The following is a 15,170-nucleotide window of genomic DNA, read 5'->3' on the forward strand; positions in this document are numbered from 1 at the left end:
CCGGCTTACGCCGGCCTTGAACGCTGCGGTTACATCACCAGACGGCGAATGTCGGCCAGCGTGTTATTGATAATGGTGATAAAGCGCGCACCATCGGCCCCGTCGATCACGCGGTGGTCGAAGGAGAGCGAGATCGGCATCATCAGGCGCGGCATAAACTCTTTACCGTTCCATACCGGCTCCATCGCCGACTTGGAAACGCCGAGGATAGCCACTTCCGGCGCGTTAACGATCGGCGCAAAGTGGGTGGTTCCCAGCCCGCCAATGCTGGAAATGGTGAAGCAACCGCCCTGCATTTCGCCTGCGGTCAGCTTACCATCACGCGCCTTTTTGGAGATGGTGGTCAGTTCACGCGACAGCTCAACAATGCCTTTCTTGTTAACGTCCTTGAATACCGGAACCACCAGGCCGTTTGGCGTATCAACCGCCACGCCGATGTTGATGTATTTTTTCAGCGTCAGCTTCTGCGCGTCTTCAGACAGCGAGCTGTTAAAGCGCGGCATCTGCTCCAGCGCAGCGGCAACGGCTTTCATGATGAACACCACCGGGGTGAACTTCACGTCCAGCTTGCGCTTCTCTGCTTCGGCATTCTGCTGTTTACGGAACGCTTCCAGATCGGTGATATCGGTTTTATCGAAGTGGGTAACGTGCGGGATCATCACCCAGTTACGGCTCAGGTTAGCACCGGAGATTTTCTGGATGCGGCCCAGCTCCACTTCTTCAACTTCACCAAATTTGCTGTAGTCCACTTTCGGCCACGGCAGCATGCCCGGCATGCCGCCGCCAGCCGCTGGCGCTTCGGCGCGTTTCACCGCGTCTTTCACGTAGCTCTGCACGTCTTCTTTCAGAATACGCGATTTGCGGCCGGTGCCTTTAACCTTCGCCAGGTTAACGCCAAATTCACGCGCCAGGCGGCGGATAACCGGCGTGGCGTGCACGTAGGCATCGTTCTCTGCAAATTCAGACTTCGCTTCGGCTTTGGCAGGCGCCGCTGCCGGAGCCGCTTTCTCTTCCTGCACAGGCGCAGCAGGGGCTGGCGCTTCAGCTTTCGCCGCCGGAGCAGCGGCAGGTGCCGCGCCCTCGACGTCAAAGACCATGACCAGAGAACCGGTGCTGACTTTGTCGCCGGCGCTGATTTTGATCTCTTTTACCGTACCGGCAAAAGGTGCAGGCACTTCCATTGAGGCTTTGTCACCTTCAACGGTGAGGATTGACTGTTCAGCTTCAACCTTGTCGCCGACTTTCACCATGATCTCGGTGACTTCTACTTCATCACCGCCGATATCAGGGACATTCACCTCTTTCGCCGCGCTGGCCGCCGCCGGGGCGGCAGCAGGGGCGGCCGGGGCCGCTTCCTGCTTCTCTTGCGCCGCGGCGGGGGCTGCTGCATCGCCCGCCGCTTCAAAGATCATAATCAGCTTACCGGTTTCAACCCGGTCGCCGGTGGCAATCTTGATCTCTTTCACCACGCCAGCCTGTGGTGAAGGCACTTCCATTGATGCTTTGTCGCCTTCGACCACCAGTATTGACTGCTCAACTTCTACCGTGTCGCCAACCTTGACCAGGATCTCGGTGACTTCAACTTCGTCTGCCCCGATATCAGGAACATTAATTTCGATAGCCATTACTCTATTACCTCTTATGCCAGGCGCGGGTTAACTTTATCAGCATCGATGTCGAATTTAGCAATAGCGTCAGCCACCACTTTCTTATCGATTTCGCCACGTTTAGCCAGTTCACCCAGCGCGGCAACCACTACGTAGGATGCGTCCACTTCGAAGTGGTGACGCAAGTTTTCACGGCTGTCTGAACGACCGAAACCGTCGGTACCCAGTACGCGATAGTCGCTGGCCGGGATGAAGCTGCGCACCTGCTCGGCAAACAGTTTCATGTAGTCAGTAGACGCCACGGCCGGGGCATCGTTCATCACCTGAGCGATGTACGGTACGCGGGCTTCTTCAGTTGGGTGCAGCATATTCCAGCGCTCGCAGTCCTGACCGTCACGCGCCAGTTCGGTGAACGAGGTCACGCTGTACACGTCAGAACCCACGCCGTAGTCTTTCGCCAGGATCTCTGCCGCTTCACGGACGTGACGCAGAATAGAGCCTGAACCCAGCAGCTGTACTTTACCTTTGCTGCCTTCAAGGGTGTCCAGCTTGTAGATACCCTTACGAATACCTTCTTCTGCTCCCTGCGGCATGGCAGGCATGTGGTAGTTTTCGTTCAGCGTGGTGATGTAGTAGTAAATGTTTTCCTGCGCTTCGCCGTACATACGCACCAGGCCGTCATGCATGATGACCGCTACTTCATAAGCGTAAGCCGGATCGTAGGAGATACAGTTCGGGATGGTCAGCGACTGAATATGGCTGTGACCATCTTCATGCTGCAAACCTTCGCCGTTCAGCGTGGTACGGCCGGAGGTGCCGCCAACCAGGAAGCCGCGCGCCTGCTGGTCGCCCGCTGCCCAGCACAGATCGCCGATACGCTGGAAGCCAAACATCGAGTAATAGATATAGAACGGGATCATTGGCAGATTGTTGGTGCTGTAAGACGTTGCCGCCGCCAGCCACGATGCGCCTGCACCCAGTTCATTAATGCCTTCCTGCAGGATCTGACCTTTCTCGTCTTCTTTATAGTAAGCAACCTGCTCACGATCCTGCGGCGTGTACTGCTGGCCATTCGGGCTGTAGATACCGATCTGGCGGAACAAACCTTCCATGCCGAAGGTACGCGCTTCGTCGGCGATGATCGGCACCAGGCGATCTTTGATCGACGGGTTCTTCAGCATCACGTTCAGGGCGCGCACGAAGGCGATTGTGGTTGAGATCTCTTTGTTCTGCTCATCCAGCAGCTGACGGAAATCTTCCAGCGCCGGCATTTCCAGCTTCTCGCTGAATGTCGCTTCACGCGTTGGCAGGTAACCACCCAGCTTCTCACGCTGACCGTGCAGATAGTTGTATTCGTCTGAACCTTTTTCGAACGTCACATACGGCAGTTTTTCGATGTTGGCATCGTCAACCGGCACGTTGAAGCGATCGCGGATGTAGCGCACGCCATCCATGTTCATTTTCTTCACCTGGTGAGCAATGTTTTTGCCCTCCGCGGTTTCACCCATGCCGTAACCTTTAACGGTATGCGCGAGGATCACCACCGGCTTACCTTTGGTGTCCTGCGCTTTTTTCAGCGCGGCATAGATTTTCTTCGGATCGTGGCCGCCACGGTTCAGTGACCAGATCTCGTCGTCGGTCATATCTTTTACCAGCTCGGCGGTTTCCGCATAGCGACCGAAGAAGTGCTCACGAACGTAGGCACCGTTTTTCGATTTGAAGGTCTGATAATCACCGTCAACGGTTTCGTTCATCAGCTGGATCAGTTTACCGCTGGTATCTTTGCGCAGCAGCTCGTCCCAACGGCCGCCCCAGATAACTTTGATCACTTCCCAACCGGCGCCGCCAAAGATGCCGTCCAGTTCGTTGATGATCTTGCCGTTACCGGTAACCGGGCCGTCAAGGCGCTGCAGGTTACAGTTGATGATGAACACCAGGTTATCCAGTTTTTCACGGGTGGCGATGGTGATCGCCCCTTTGGATTCCGGCTCGTCCATCTCTCCGTCACCCAGGAAGGCGTAAACGGTCTGGGCAGAAGTGTCTTTCAGGCCACGATGTTCCAGGTATTTCAGGAATTTAGCCTGATAGATCGCCCCCAGCGGGCCAAGGCCCATAGAAACGGTCGGGAACTGCCAGAAGTCAGGCATCAGTTTAGGGTGCGGGTAAGAGGACAGGCCTTTACCGTGCACTTCCTGACGGAAGTTGTTCATCTGCTCTTCAGTCAGACGGCCTTCAAGGAAGGCGCGGGCATAGACACCCGGAGAAATGTGGCCCTGGAAGTAAACCAGATCGCCGCCGTCTTTGTCGGTGCGCGCACGGAAGAAGTGGTTGAAGCACACCTCATATACGGTGGCAGAAGACTGGAAGGAGGACATGTGACCACCCAGTTCCAGATCTTTTTTCGACGCGCGCAGAACGGTCATGATCGCATTCCAGCGGATAGCGGAACGGATGCGGCGCTCTAAAGAAGCGTTGCCAGGGTATTCCGGCTCATCTTCAACGGCAATAGAGTTGATATAGTGGCTGGCGGACGCACCGGCAGCCACTTTAACGCCGCCTTTACGTGCTCCGCTCAGTACCTGGTCGATCAGATACTGTGCGCGCTCAACACCTTCTTCACGGATGACCGACTCGATCGCTTCTAACCAGTCGCGAGTTTCCATCGGATCCACGTCATTGATTAAACGTTCTGACATGGGGGTATTCCTTATCTGTGTCTAATTTCGTTGAATTGTCTGGAACCTGTCTCTCTGTGCTCTGATTGACTGCAAAGCACGGGGAGACAGGCCCTTCGTGGGTAACATACCTTTATCAGGTACGCTTCGCGTTTTTAGCTACGCGTTAGTCCTTACGTTGCTGTAAACGGCGCAGGGAGCGTTCTCTGCGGCTTTGCTCCCGGCTTCTGTCCAGCAATACTTCCTCGATAAACGCCAGATGGCGGTGTGAGGCTTCACGCGCCCTTTCCGGCTCGCGTGCCACAATCGCCGTAAAAATGCTGGCGCGATGTTCGCTCACCCGCACCAGCATTTCACGGCGCGAATAGAGCATTTCGAAGTTCTGTCTGACGTTCTGTTCCAGCATCGGCCCCATGCTGCGTAATAAATGCAGCAGCACCACATTATGCGCCGCTTCTGTGACAGCTATTTGATACTGCATCACAGCATTGGCTTCCGCATCCAGATCGCCGCTTTGCTGGGCGGTCTGAATATGCAGATGGCAGTCGCGAATACGCGCCAGATCTTCCTCCGTGCCGCGCAGTGCTGCGTAATAGGCAGCAATCCCTTCCAGCGCATGACGCGTTTCTAACAGGTCAAACTGGGATTCAGGGTGGCCGGCCAGTAATTCAACCAGCGGGTCGCTCAGGCTTTTCCACAAGCTTTTCTGCACAAATGTGCCACCGCCCTGACGGCGCAGCAGCAGCCCCTTTGCTTCCAGACGCTGGATAGCCTCACGCAGCGAAGGACGTGAGACATCAAACTGCAATGCCAGCTCGCGTTCAGGCAGGAGTTTCTCCCCGGGACGCAGCGTGCCTTCCATAATCAGGGACTCAAGCTGTTGCTCTATCACATCAGAGAGCTTTGGTTGGCGGATCTTGCTGTAGGCCATCATCCCTTCTCTATACGATTAGCCAGAGTAAATTGGTAATACCAATTTATTAAAGGTGCCAGTAAACTAACAAAGTATTCACTTGATGTCCATATGGTAACCCATGGAAACCGGAGCTGGTTCTCATACCCTGGCTTGCTCAGGCGTATAGTTGGCGTAGCTTCAGGTGTAAAAAAATTGTTAAATCCGATCGCTTTATTGAAACCAGCCAGCAAGTTAGTGGATGAAACGCCGGCGGCTTATAAGAGAACGTTATTCATCTTTCTGGCGAATTTGTGACAAAAGATGAAGATAGGTAAACCTGGTGCGATCGCTTCTTTTTTAGGCAAGCTTGCTTATATAAGTCGAAACCAGGTGCATTAGTGCGCGCATATCACTATTCTCTGCGCTGGGGTAGCTTTTGCCTCATATTTAACTCAAAACCTGGCGTAAAGTTTCCAATACACCACAACGAAAATGTCACGCTTCTGGCCACAGGAAGTGGGCAAATTCTCTCACCAGGATGAGCTGATATCGCGACATCATCAGGACGAAAAGCACAGCTAATAACTCTGCGAATAGGGCAAGGCAGAGTTTAAAGCCTGACAAAGGCACTCATAAGAACGAGGTTTCTATGCAACAACAGCAAAGCGACACGCTGAAACGCGGCTTAAAAAATCGCCATATTCAGCTGATCGCGTTGGGCGGGGCCGTTGGTACCGGCCTCTTTCTGGGCAGCGCATCGGTGATTCAATCCGCGGGTCCGGGCGTCATTCTTGGCTATGCCATCGCTGGCTTTATCGCATTTTTGATTATGCGCCAGCTGGGTGAAATGGTCGTGGAAGAGCCGGTAGCCGGTAGCTTTAGTCACTTTGCCTATAAATACTGGGGCAACTTTGCCGGTTTCGCCTCTGGCTGGAACTACTGGGTGCTGTACGTGCTGGTCGCCATGGCTGAACTGACCGCCGTCGGTAAATATATACAATTCTGGTACCCGGAGATCCCCACCTGGATATCTGCCGCTGCGTTCTTCGTGCTGATCAACGCCATCAATCTGACGAATGTAAAAGTATTTGGTGAGATGGAGTTCTGGTTCGCCATCATTAAAGTGGTGGCGGTGGTGGCGATGATCCTGTTTGGCTGCTGGCTGTTGTTTAGTGGTCACGGCGGGCCGCAAGCCACCGTGCGTAACCTGTGGCAACAGGGCGGCTTCCTGCCTCACGGTTTCACCGGGCTGGTGATGATGATGGCGATCATTATGTTCTCATTCGGCGGCCTGGAGCTGGTCGGCATTACCGCTGCCGAAGCGGATAACCCGGAAACCAGCATTCCTAAAGCCACTAACCAGGTGATTTACCGCATCCTGATTTTCTATGTCGGCTCGCTGGCCGTGCTGCTCTCGCTGCTGCCGTGGACACGAGTCACAGCCGATACCAGCCCGTTCGTGCTGATCTTCCACGAGCTGGGCGATGCGCTGGTAGCAAACGCCCTTAACGTGGTGATCCTGACCGCTGCGCTGTCGGTATATAACAGCTGCGTTTACTGTAACAGCCGCATGCTGTTTGGACTGGCGCAGCAGGGCAATGCGCCCAAAGCGCTGCTGAAAGTGGACCGTCGCGGCGTGCCGGTGGCGTCAATTCTGTTCTCTGGCTTTGCTACCGGCCTCTGTGTACTGCTCAACTACCTGATGCCCGTTGGGGCTTTTGCTCTGTTGATGGCGCTGGTGGTGTCTGCTCTGGTGATCAACTGGGCAATGATCAGCCTGGCGCATATGAAATTCCGCCGTAAAAAAGACCATCAGGGGGTAAAAACCCGCTTCCCGGCGTTGTTCTACCCGTTGGGTAACTGGCTCTGCCTGCTGTTTATGGCCGGGATCCTGCTGCTAATGGCCATCACGCCGGGTATGGCGATTTCCGTCTGGCTGATCCCGGTGTGGGTACTGATCCTTGGCGTTGGTTACTGGATTAAAACCCGTACCCAGCGCGCGTAATCTTCACGCACGCTTCTGATTCGGCCAGCCATGCTGGCCGAATTGTTATCTGCTTCACATTAAATACTCCCCACGCGTTTTATCCATCTCTGCGACGTTTTGTACCTGCACATGGTGGCCGTTAAGGGTCAATACTCTGCTGTACCAACCACAGCGGGAGGATCATCCATGAATGGCGCTGCACTCACTGTTAAAGAGAAGATTGGCTACGGAATGGGCGATGCCGGGTGCAATATGATCGGCGGTGCCATCATGCTTTTTCTTAACTACTTTTATACCGATGTCTTTGGCCTTGCCCCGGCGCTGGTGGGCGTGCTGCTGCTATCGGTCAGGGTGCTGGATGCGGTCACCGACCCGATAATGGGTGCTATCGCCGATCGCACCCGAAGTCGTTGGGGACGTTTCCGCCCCTGGCTGCTGTGGATCTCCCTGCCCTACGTGCTGTTCAGCGTCATGATGTTCACCACCCCGGACTGGAGCTATGACAACAAGGTTATCTACGCTTTTGTTACCTATTTCCTGATGTCGCTGACCTACACCGCCATCAATATTCCCTATTGCTCGCTGGGCGGCGTGATGACTAACGATCCGGGCGAGCGCGTCTCCTGCCAGTCTTACCGTTTTGTGATGGTGGGGATTGCCACGTTGATCCTTTCGCTATCACTGCTGCCGCTGGCCGAGTGGTTTGGCGGCGCGGACAAAGCACGCGGCTATCAGATGGCGATGAGCGTGCTGGCGCTGACTGGTTTGTTTATGTTTCTGTTCTGCTTCGCCACGGTGCGCGAGCGTATTCACCCGGCGGTGCCGAGTCATGATGATTTAAAAGCCGATCTGCGTGACGTGTGGAAAAATGACCAGTGGGTGCGCATTTTGCTGCTAACGCTGTGTAACGTCTGCCCCGGCTTTATTCGCATGGCGGCCACCATGTACTACGTCACCTGGGTGATGCAGCAGTCTACCCAATTCGCTACGCTGTTTATCAGCCTCGGCGTTATCGGCATGATGATCGGCAGCACGCTGGCGAAAGTGCTGACCGACCGCTGGTGCAAATTGAAGGTTTTCTTCTGGACCAATATCGCGCTGGCCGCTTTTTCCGGCGGCTTTTACTTCCTCGATCCGCAGGCCACCATTCTGATCCTGGTGATGTATTTTCTGCTCAACATCCTGCATCAAATCCCGTCTCCGCTGCACTGGTCGCTGATGGCAGACGTGGATGACTACGGCGAATGGAAAACCGGTAAGCGTACTACCGGCATCAGCTTCTCCGGCAATCTTTTCCTCCTTAAAGTTGGCCTGGCGGTGGCCGGAGCGATGGTGGGTTTCCTGCTTTCCTGGTACGGCTACGACGCCGCAGCGAAACAACAAAGTCCTTCGGCACTTAACGGTATTGTGCTGCTGTTTACCGCCATTCCGGCGCTGGGTTACCTGATGACTGCTGCCGTGGTCAGGCTGTTAAAAGTGGACCGCCAGCTGATGCAGCAGATCCAGGTCGACCTGCAACAGCGCCGCGCCAACTATCAGGAACTTAACGATTACCAGCACGGCAAAGCGCTGAACACGCAATCACAAGGAGAGATACCATGAGCCACTGGCCAAATCCGCTAATCGAACAGCGCGCGGACCCTTTTATCTTGCGCTATCAAAACAGCTACTACTTTATTGCCTCGGTACCGGAATATGACCGACTGGAAATCCGCCGGGCTGATACGCTGGCGGGGCTGGCAAAGGCGGCGGCGATAGTGATATGGAGAAAACCAGATGACGGGCCAATGAGTGCACTGATCTGGGCACCAGAATTGCACCGTATCGACGGGCGGTGGGTGATCTATTTTGCCGCCGCCCTGTCACCGGAGATCAAAGCTGGCCTGTTTCAACACCGCATGTTTGCCCTGACCTGCGATGCTGACGACCCGCTCACGGGTGACTGGGTGGAACGCGGCCAGATCCACACCCCCATCAACAGCTTTTCACTGGATGCCACCCATTTTGTGCACCAGGGCAAGAACTGGTATCTGTGGGCGCAGAAAGACCCGGCGATCCCCGGTAACTCTAATCTCTATCTGGCGCAACTGCTTACCCCCTGGCAAATCAGCGGCCAGCCTGTCGTGCTAAGCCGCCCGCAATACGAGTGGGAATGCGCCGGATTCAGCGTCAATGAAGGCCCGGCGGTGATCCGCCACGGGCAGAGACTGTTTGTCAGCTATTCGGCCAGCGCTACCGATGAGAACTACTGTATGGGGCTGCTGTGGATTGATGCGGATGCCGACCCGCTGGTTAGCGCTAACTGGCATAAATCTGCCGCGCCGGTATTTACCAGCAGCTGGAAGAACCGACAGTACGGCCCCGGCCACAACAGCTTTACCAAGGGGGAGGACGGCGAGGATGTGCTGGTGTATCACGCACGCAGCTATAGCGAAATTGACGGCGACCCGCTTTATGATCCCGGCCGCCACACGCGGATCAAACGCTTTGACTGGGATGCAGAAGGCATGCCGCAGTTCGCTACGCCTCCGGCAGACGGCGTGACGTAAGCGATCGGTATCATTAACGACGATAAACCGTTTTTTGGCGGTGGAATTCAAATCTGCACGCTATTGTTTTAATCAGGGGTCCTTTCAACGTTAAACCCGCTGAAAAAATAGTCTCTCCCAAGAAAAAGCTTAACGTTTCATGAGATTAAAAACATCAAGAAGCATGCCATCCGATAATTTTCGACAGACTTTATGCCACTTATATTAAAAAAGATTAAAAATAACTTTATATAACGGCAAGAAGGGTACGGATCACATCTGTTATTTTCTCCCTGTAATCTCTCTTCCCTTCGCACCTCTGACAGGACGTGGTGTGAAGCTTTTTTGCCTAAGCCTCTTATTAATCTTATATCTGATCAATAAGTAAAATAACAACTTAAGCCTGTTAATCAACAAATATTATTTACCGTGGAGAAGCAATAGTTACTATAATTACAGAACATTAAGCATGCCAATACCTTCGGGCCATCAGAATAACGACACATTTATCAGTCAGCACAGTCATGATGCTTTTGTTAAAAAGTTGGCAAAAAAAACCCCGGATTTCATAGCGGTAATATAATCCGCCAGGGTTTGTTCAATATGGCACAGGCTATCTCTCTGCCGCTGGCACGTTTTCTCCCCCGGCGATAAATCATTACTATGCTTAATCCATTGTCTCAGACAGCTGTTCCCCTGTAAGTCAGTCCTGATTTCAGACATTTAGCCTGTCTTTCTTCAGAATGTCTTAACTTAAGCTACGCAGTTAATTAAGCCAGATGTACTTTGCGCGGCGCGGCGAAAAAACAGAAACTTTAACCCGTTTTCATAAATCAATAACGACTGACGCTAAGCTAAAACTTCATTATTTTTTATGTACTTGAAATAAATGTTGCATTGCGAAATTAACATTATAACAAAACGCACCTGCATCTTATAATGTGACGCGCATCACATAATATTAAAAAAACAGTTTAAAACTGTACACGGTATTATCATCCTGCTAATACTGTTAAAGTCGACCAAATATGGCTCATCTTCAGAACTGATGACCGCCTGCACTCTCTTGCGTGGGGTTAGTTAACGTATTTCTATTAACTACTTTATCAACGCACATATTTAATACGTTATGCGTAAGCAATATCTTGTTTATATTGAAGTTCAGCGTCTGTAATTTGCGTAAAAAGCCTATTCAGGTAGCGTAATCCTATAGGGCCAAAGGATGTTGGTATGGCCTTGCATCATTGGCGAAAGATGGAGCGCGTCATCCTCAAGGATCGCTTTACCCTCGATAGCTTTCGATCCACATATCAATACCGGCTACTTCCCTGTTGACAGGAGGTCAACTCAGCAGGTGATGGTCAAAAATAAAGAAACGTTGATGAAGTAATTAATGAGGATAAATGATGATGCTACGCCAAATGATGGCCTTATTCGCTTGCGCACCGGTGGCCTTTGCCGCTGTGGCCGACGCGGGGCAAGGTCTATTTACCCCTGAGAAAGTCAGCGCTGATATTGCTTTGGGTACCCTGAGCGGACAGGCCAAGGCGCTCAATTATGAGCCAGCTCTTGGTGGAAAGGAAGTCTACCAGGCCACCTGGAAATACGACAACGCGGCAATCGTTAAAAGTTCACTTGACTGGGATGTCATGCCATGGATATCTCTTGGCGCTTCGGGCTGGACGACCATTGCCAGCCGTGACGGTAACAGGCATAACAGCCTTTCTGAAAACCCCTTTGATAATCAACCGGAGAGTGAATATTATTCTCCGTACATGCGCTTAAACTACGCAAACCAGTTCGATCTCAATATCAAGGCATGGTTTTTAAACGAACCTGGTTACCGCCTCGGTGTCACAGCAGGCTATCAGGAGAGCCGCTATAGCTTTAAATCTAACGGTGGTTTTGGCTTTTATAACGATGGGGGCACACGCGTCTCATATACTGTCCCCTACGACGTTTTGAACGGCTACAACCAGCGTTTTAAAATGCCTTACGTCGGCCTCGTAGGTAGCTACCGCTACGAACGTTACGAATTAGGCGGTAGCTTAAAATACAGTAGATGGGGGCGTTCTTATGACAACCAGAGCGAATCCGATACCAACTTATCTTTTAGCAGTAAAATACGGAATCAGAATTACCTCTCTCTCGGTGCGAACGCCGGATACTACGTCACTCCCAACGCTATGGTTTATCTGGAGGGGGTCTGGAGCCGCACAACCCATAACACGGGCAAAGGCGTCATATACGATCACTTTGATGGCACTGCGCAAGACAATCAACACTCCACCGGCATTGAGAACTATAGCCTGACCACTACGATCGGCCTTAAATATACTTTCTAATGTCAGTTAGCTGGACTTCACGTCCAGCTTCTCTTCTTCGCTTTTTCCTGCTGATAACCGCGTTTCCAAAGGAATAACGGCGAGAATGTGCTGGTGTATCACGCACGCAGCTATAGCGAAATTGACGGCGACCCGCTTTATGATCCCGGCCGCCACACGCGGATCAAACGCTTTGACTGGGATGCAGAAGGCATGCCGCAGTTCGCTACGCCTCCGGCAGACGGCGTGACGTAAGCGATCGGTATCATTAACGACGATAAACCGTTTTTTGGCGGTGGAATTCAAATCTGCACGCTATTGTTTTAATCAGGGGTCCTTTCAACGTTAAACCCGCTAAAAAAATAGTCTCTCCCAAGAAAAAGCTTAACGTTTCATGAGATTAAAAACATCAAAAAGCATGCCATCCGATAATTTTCGACAGACTTTATGCCACTTATATTAAAAAAGATTAAAAATAACTTTATATAACGGCAAGAAGGGTACGGATCACATCTGTTATTTTCTCCCTGTAATCTCTCTTCCCTTCGCACCTCTGACAGGACGTGGTGTGAAGCTTTTTTGCCTAAGCCTCTTATTAATCTTATATCTGATCAATAAGTAAAATAACAACTTAAGCCTGTTAATCAACAAATATTATTTACCGTGGAGAAGCAATAGTTACTATAATTACAGAACATTAAGCATGCCAATACCTTCGGGCCATCACAATAACGACACATTTACCAGTCAGCACAGTCATGATGCTTTTGTTAAAAAGCTGGCAAAAAAAACCCGGATTTCATAGCGGTAATATAATCCGCCAGGGTTTGTTCAATATGGCACAGGCTATCTCTCTGCCGCTGGCACGTTTTCTCCCCCGGCGATAAATCATTACTATGCTTAATCCATTGTCTCAGACAGCTGTTCCCCTGTAAGTCAGTCCTGATTTCAGACATTAAGCCTGTCTTTCTTCAGAATGTCTTAACTTAAGCTACGCAGTTAATTAAGCCAGATGTACTTTGCGCGGCGCGGCGAAAAAACAGAAACTTTAACCCGTTTTCATAAATCAATAACGACTGACGCTAAGCTAAAACTTCATTATTTTTTATGTACTTGAAATAAATGTTGCATTGCGAAATTAACATTATAACAAAACGCACCTGCATCTTATAATGTGACGCGCATCACATAATATTAAAAAAACAGTTTAAAACTGTACACGGTATTATCATCCTGCTAATACTGTTAAAGTCGACCAAATATGGGTCATCTTCAGAACTGATGACCGCCTGCACTCTCTTGCGTGGGGTTAGTTAACGTATTTCTATTAACTACTTTATCAACGCACATATTTAATACGTTATGCGTAAGCAATATCTTGTTTATATTGAAGTTCAGCGTCTGTAGTTTGCGTAAAAAGTCTATTCAGGTAGCGTAATCCTATAGGGCCAAAGGATGTTGGTATGGCCTTGCATCATTGGCGAAAGATGGAGCGCGTCATCCTCAAGGATCGCTTTACCCTCGATAGCTTTCGATCCACATATCAATACTGGCTACTTCCCTGTTGACAGGAGGTCAACTCAGCAGGTGGTGGTCAAAAATAAAGAAACGTTGATGAAGTAATTAATGAGGATAAATGATGATACTACGCCAAATGATGGCCTTATTCGCTTGCGCACCGGTGGCCTTTGCCGCTGTGGCCGACGCGGGGCAAGGTCTATTTACCCCTGAGAAAGTCAGCGCTGATATTGCTTTGGGTACCCTGAGCGGCCAGACCAAGGCGCACGTTTATGAGCCAGATTTTGGTGGAAAGGAAATCTACCAGGCCACCTGGAAATACAATAACGCGGCAATCGTCAAAAGTTCACTTGACTGGGATGTCATGCCATGGATATCTCTTGGCGCTTCGGGCTGGACGACCATTGCCAGCCGTGGCGGCGACAAGCATATCAGCTATTTTGAAGACCCCTTTGATAATCAACCGGAGGGTGAATTTTATTCTCCGTACATGCGCTTAAACTACGCAAACCAGTTCGATCTCAATATCAAGGCATGGTTTTTAAACGAACCTGGTTACCGCCTCGGTGTCACAGCAGGCTATCAGGAGAGCCGCTATAGCTTTAAAACTAACGGTGGTTTTGGCTTTTATAACGATGGGGGCACACGCGTCTCGTATACTGTCCCCTACGACGTTGTGAACGGCTACAACCAGCGTTTTAAAATGCCTTACGTCGGCCTCGTAGGTAGCTACCGCTACGAACGTTACGAATTAGGCGGTAGCTTAAAATACAGTAGATGGGGGCGTTCTTATGACAACGAGGACGAATCCGGTAACAACATTTCTTTCAGCAGTAAAATACGGAATCAGAATTACCTCTCTCTCGGTGCGAACGCCGGATACTACGTCACTCCCAACGCTATGGTTTATCTGGAGGGGGTCTGGAGCCGCACAACCAATAACACGGGCAAAAGCGTCAGGTACGATCACGTTGAAGGCACTGCGCAAGACGATCATTTCCCCAGCGGCATTGAGAACTATAGCCTGACCACTACGATCGGCCTTAAATATACTTTTTAATGTCAGTTAGCTGGACTTCACGTCCAGCTTCTCTTCTTCGCTTTTTCCTGCTGATAACCGCGTTTCCAAAGGAATAATGGCGAGAATGTGCTGGTGTATCACGCACGCAGATATAGCGAAATAGACGGCGACCCGATTTATGATCCCGGCCGCCATACGCGGATCAAACGCTTTGACTGGGATGCAAAAGGCATGCCGCAGTTCGCTACGCCCACGGCAGACGGCGTGACGTAAACGATCGGTATCATTAACGACAATAAACCGTTTTTTGGCAGTGAAATTCAAATCTGCACGCTATTATTTTAATCGGGATTAATCGCATCATTATACTAGTGAAAAAATACCCGCCAGGAGCACGAAAAGTCTGGCAATTGATACATTTAGAATAATTATTCCCAGGTGATTTTCGATTAACCTTGAAGAATAAATAATCTTACCAGGAAAATGAGTGGCAAATAAGTCTGTAATACCGTCTTATTATGGGCACCAATCACATCTTTTACTTATTTGGCCCTGTAAACTCTCTATCTTAACACCAACCACAATCAGCAGAATGCGCAAATAACACCGATCCTT

Annotated in this window: 8 protein-coding genes and 2 pseudogenes; 7 read left to right on the top strand and 3 right to left on the bottom strand. The window is 51.0% G+C overall.

The genetic code is table 11. The features are described from left to right. Window positions 1-29 precede the first annotated feature (29 nt). From aceF to pdhR, 3 genes are all read right to left on the bottom strand, one after another. Entirely contained in the window at window positions 30-1,625 is a 1,596-nt protein-coding gene (gene aceF, locus JGC47_RS13450) for a pyruvate dehydrogenase complex dihydrolipoyllysine-residue acetyltransferase (protein WP_004159646.1), read from the bottom strand. 14 nt (window positions 1,626-1,639) lie between these two features. After that, window positions 1,640-4,303, bottom strand: coding sequence for a pyruvate dehydrogenase (acetyl-transferring), homodimeric type (gene aceE / locus JGC47_RS13455; protein WP_004159647.1), 2,664 nt, complete (start codon window positions 4,301-4,303; stop codon window positions 1,640-1,642). Between the two features lie 145 nt (window positions 4,304-4,448). Then, window positions 4,449-5,213, bottom strand: a complete 765-nt coding sequence (gene pdhR / locus JGC47_RS13460; RefSeq protein WP_013035873.1) for a pyruvate dehydrogenase complex transcriptional repressor PdhR — start codon at window positions 5,211-5,213, stop codon at window positions 4,449-4,451. 613 nt (window positions 5,214-5,826) lie between these two features. On the opposite strand from pdhR, the gene aroP reads away from it, so the two are divergent. From aroP to JGC47_RS13495, 7 genes and pseudogenes are all read left to right on the top strand, one after another. Next, window positions 5,827-7,182, top strand: coding sequence for an aromatic amino acid transporter AroP (gene aroP, locus JGC47_RS13465; protein WP_004159650.1), 1,356 nt, complete (start codon window positions 5,827-5,829; stop codon window positions 7,180-7,182). A gap of 168 nt (window positions 7,183-7,350) precedes the next feature. Next, complete coding sequence (locus tag JGC47_RS13470) at window positions 7,351-8,766, top strand: glycoside-pentoside-hexuronide (GPH):cation symporter (RefSeq protein WP_004159652.1); 1,416 nt, start codon at window positions 7,351-7,353, stop codon at window positions 8,764-8,766. Beyond that, window positions 8,763-9,713: a glycoside hydrolase family 43 protein gene (locus JGC47_RS13475; RefSeq protein ID WP_004159653.1), complete on the top strand. Its 951-nt coding sequence runs from the start codon at window positions 8,763-8,765 to the stop codon at window positions 9,711-9,713. Before JGC47_RS13470 ends, JGC47_RS13475 begins: the two co-directional genes overlap by 4 nt. A gap of 1,385 nt (window positions 9,714-11,098) precedes the next feature. Further along, the gene (locus JGC47_RS13480) at window positions 11,099-12,037 is read left to right on the top strand and encodes an omptin family outer membrane protease (RefSeq protein ID WP_004159658.1); all 939 of its coding nucleotides are present in this window, start codon (window positions 11,099-11,101) and stop codon (window positions 12,035-12,037) included. Window positions 12,038-12,104: 67 nt separating this feature from the next. Then, a pseudogene (locus tag JGC47_RS13485) lies at window positions 12,105-12,271 on the top strand (family 43 glycosylhydrolase); the annotation flags it as partial. 1,384 nt (window positions 12,272-13,655) lie between these two features. Next, window positions 13,656-14,594 (top strand): omptin family outer membrane protease, encoded by a 939-nt coding sequence (locus JGC47_RS13490; RefSeq protein ID WP_004167089.1) that lies wholly within the window; start codon window positions 13,656-13,658, stop codon window positions 14,592-14,594. 67 nt (window positions 14,595-14,661) lie between these two features. Beyond that, window positions 14,662-14,828 (top strand): annotated as a pseudogene (locus tag JGC47_RS13495) (alpha-N-arabinofuranosidase); the annotation flags it as partial. Window positions 14,829-15,170 lie beyond the last annotated feature (342 nt).

The organism is Erwinia amylovora, assembly GCF_017161565.1.
GTDB lineage: Bacteria > Pseudomonadota > Gammaproteobacteria > Enterobacterales > Enterobacteriaceae > Erwinia > Erwinia amylovora.

Excerpts from the sequence above, each read along its gene's own strand:
- aceF (WP_004159646.1), bottom strand. The coding sequence starts at position 1,625 with ATGGCTATCGAAATTAATGTTCCTGATATCGGGGCAGACGAAGTTGAA.
- JGC47_RS13480 (WP_004159658.1), top strand. The coding sequence starts at position 11,099 with ATGATGCTACGCCAAATGATGGCCTTATTCGCTTGCGCACCGGTGGCC.
- JGC47_RS13470 (WP_004159652.1), top strand. The coding sequence starts at position 7,351 with ATGAATGGCGCTGCACTCACTGTTAAAGAGAAGATTGGCTACGGAATG.
- pdhR (WP_013035873.1), bottom strand. The coding sequence starts at position 5,213 with ATGGCCTACAGCAAGATCCGCCAACCAAAGCTCTCTGATGTGATAGAG.
- aroP (WP_004159650.1), top strand. The coding sequence starts at position 5,827 with ATGCAACAACAGCAAAGCGACACGCTGAAACGCGGCTTAAAAAATCGC.
- JGC47_RS13490 (WP_004167089.1), top strand. The coding sequence starts at position 13,656 with ATGATACTACGCCAAATGATGGCCTTATTCGCTTGCGCACCGGTGGCC.
- aceE (WP_004159647.1), bottom strand. The coding sequence starts at position 4,303 with ATGTCAGAACGTTTAATCAATGACGTGGATCCGATGGAAACTCGCGAC.
- JGC47_RS13475 (WP_004159653.1), top strand. The coding sequence starts at position 8,763 with ATGAGCCACTGGCCAAATCCGCTAATCGAACAGCGCGCGGACCCTTTT.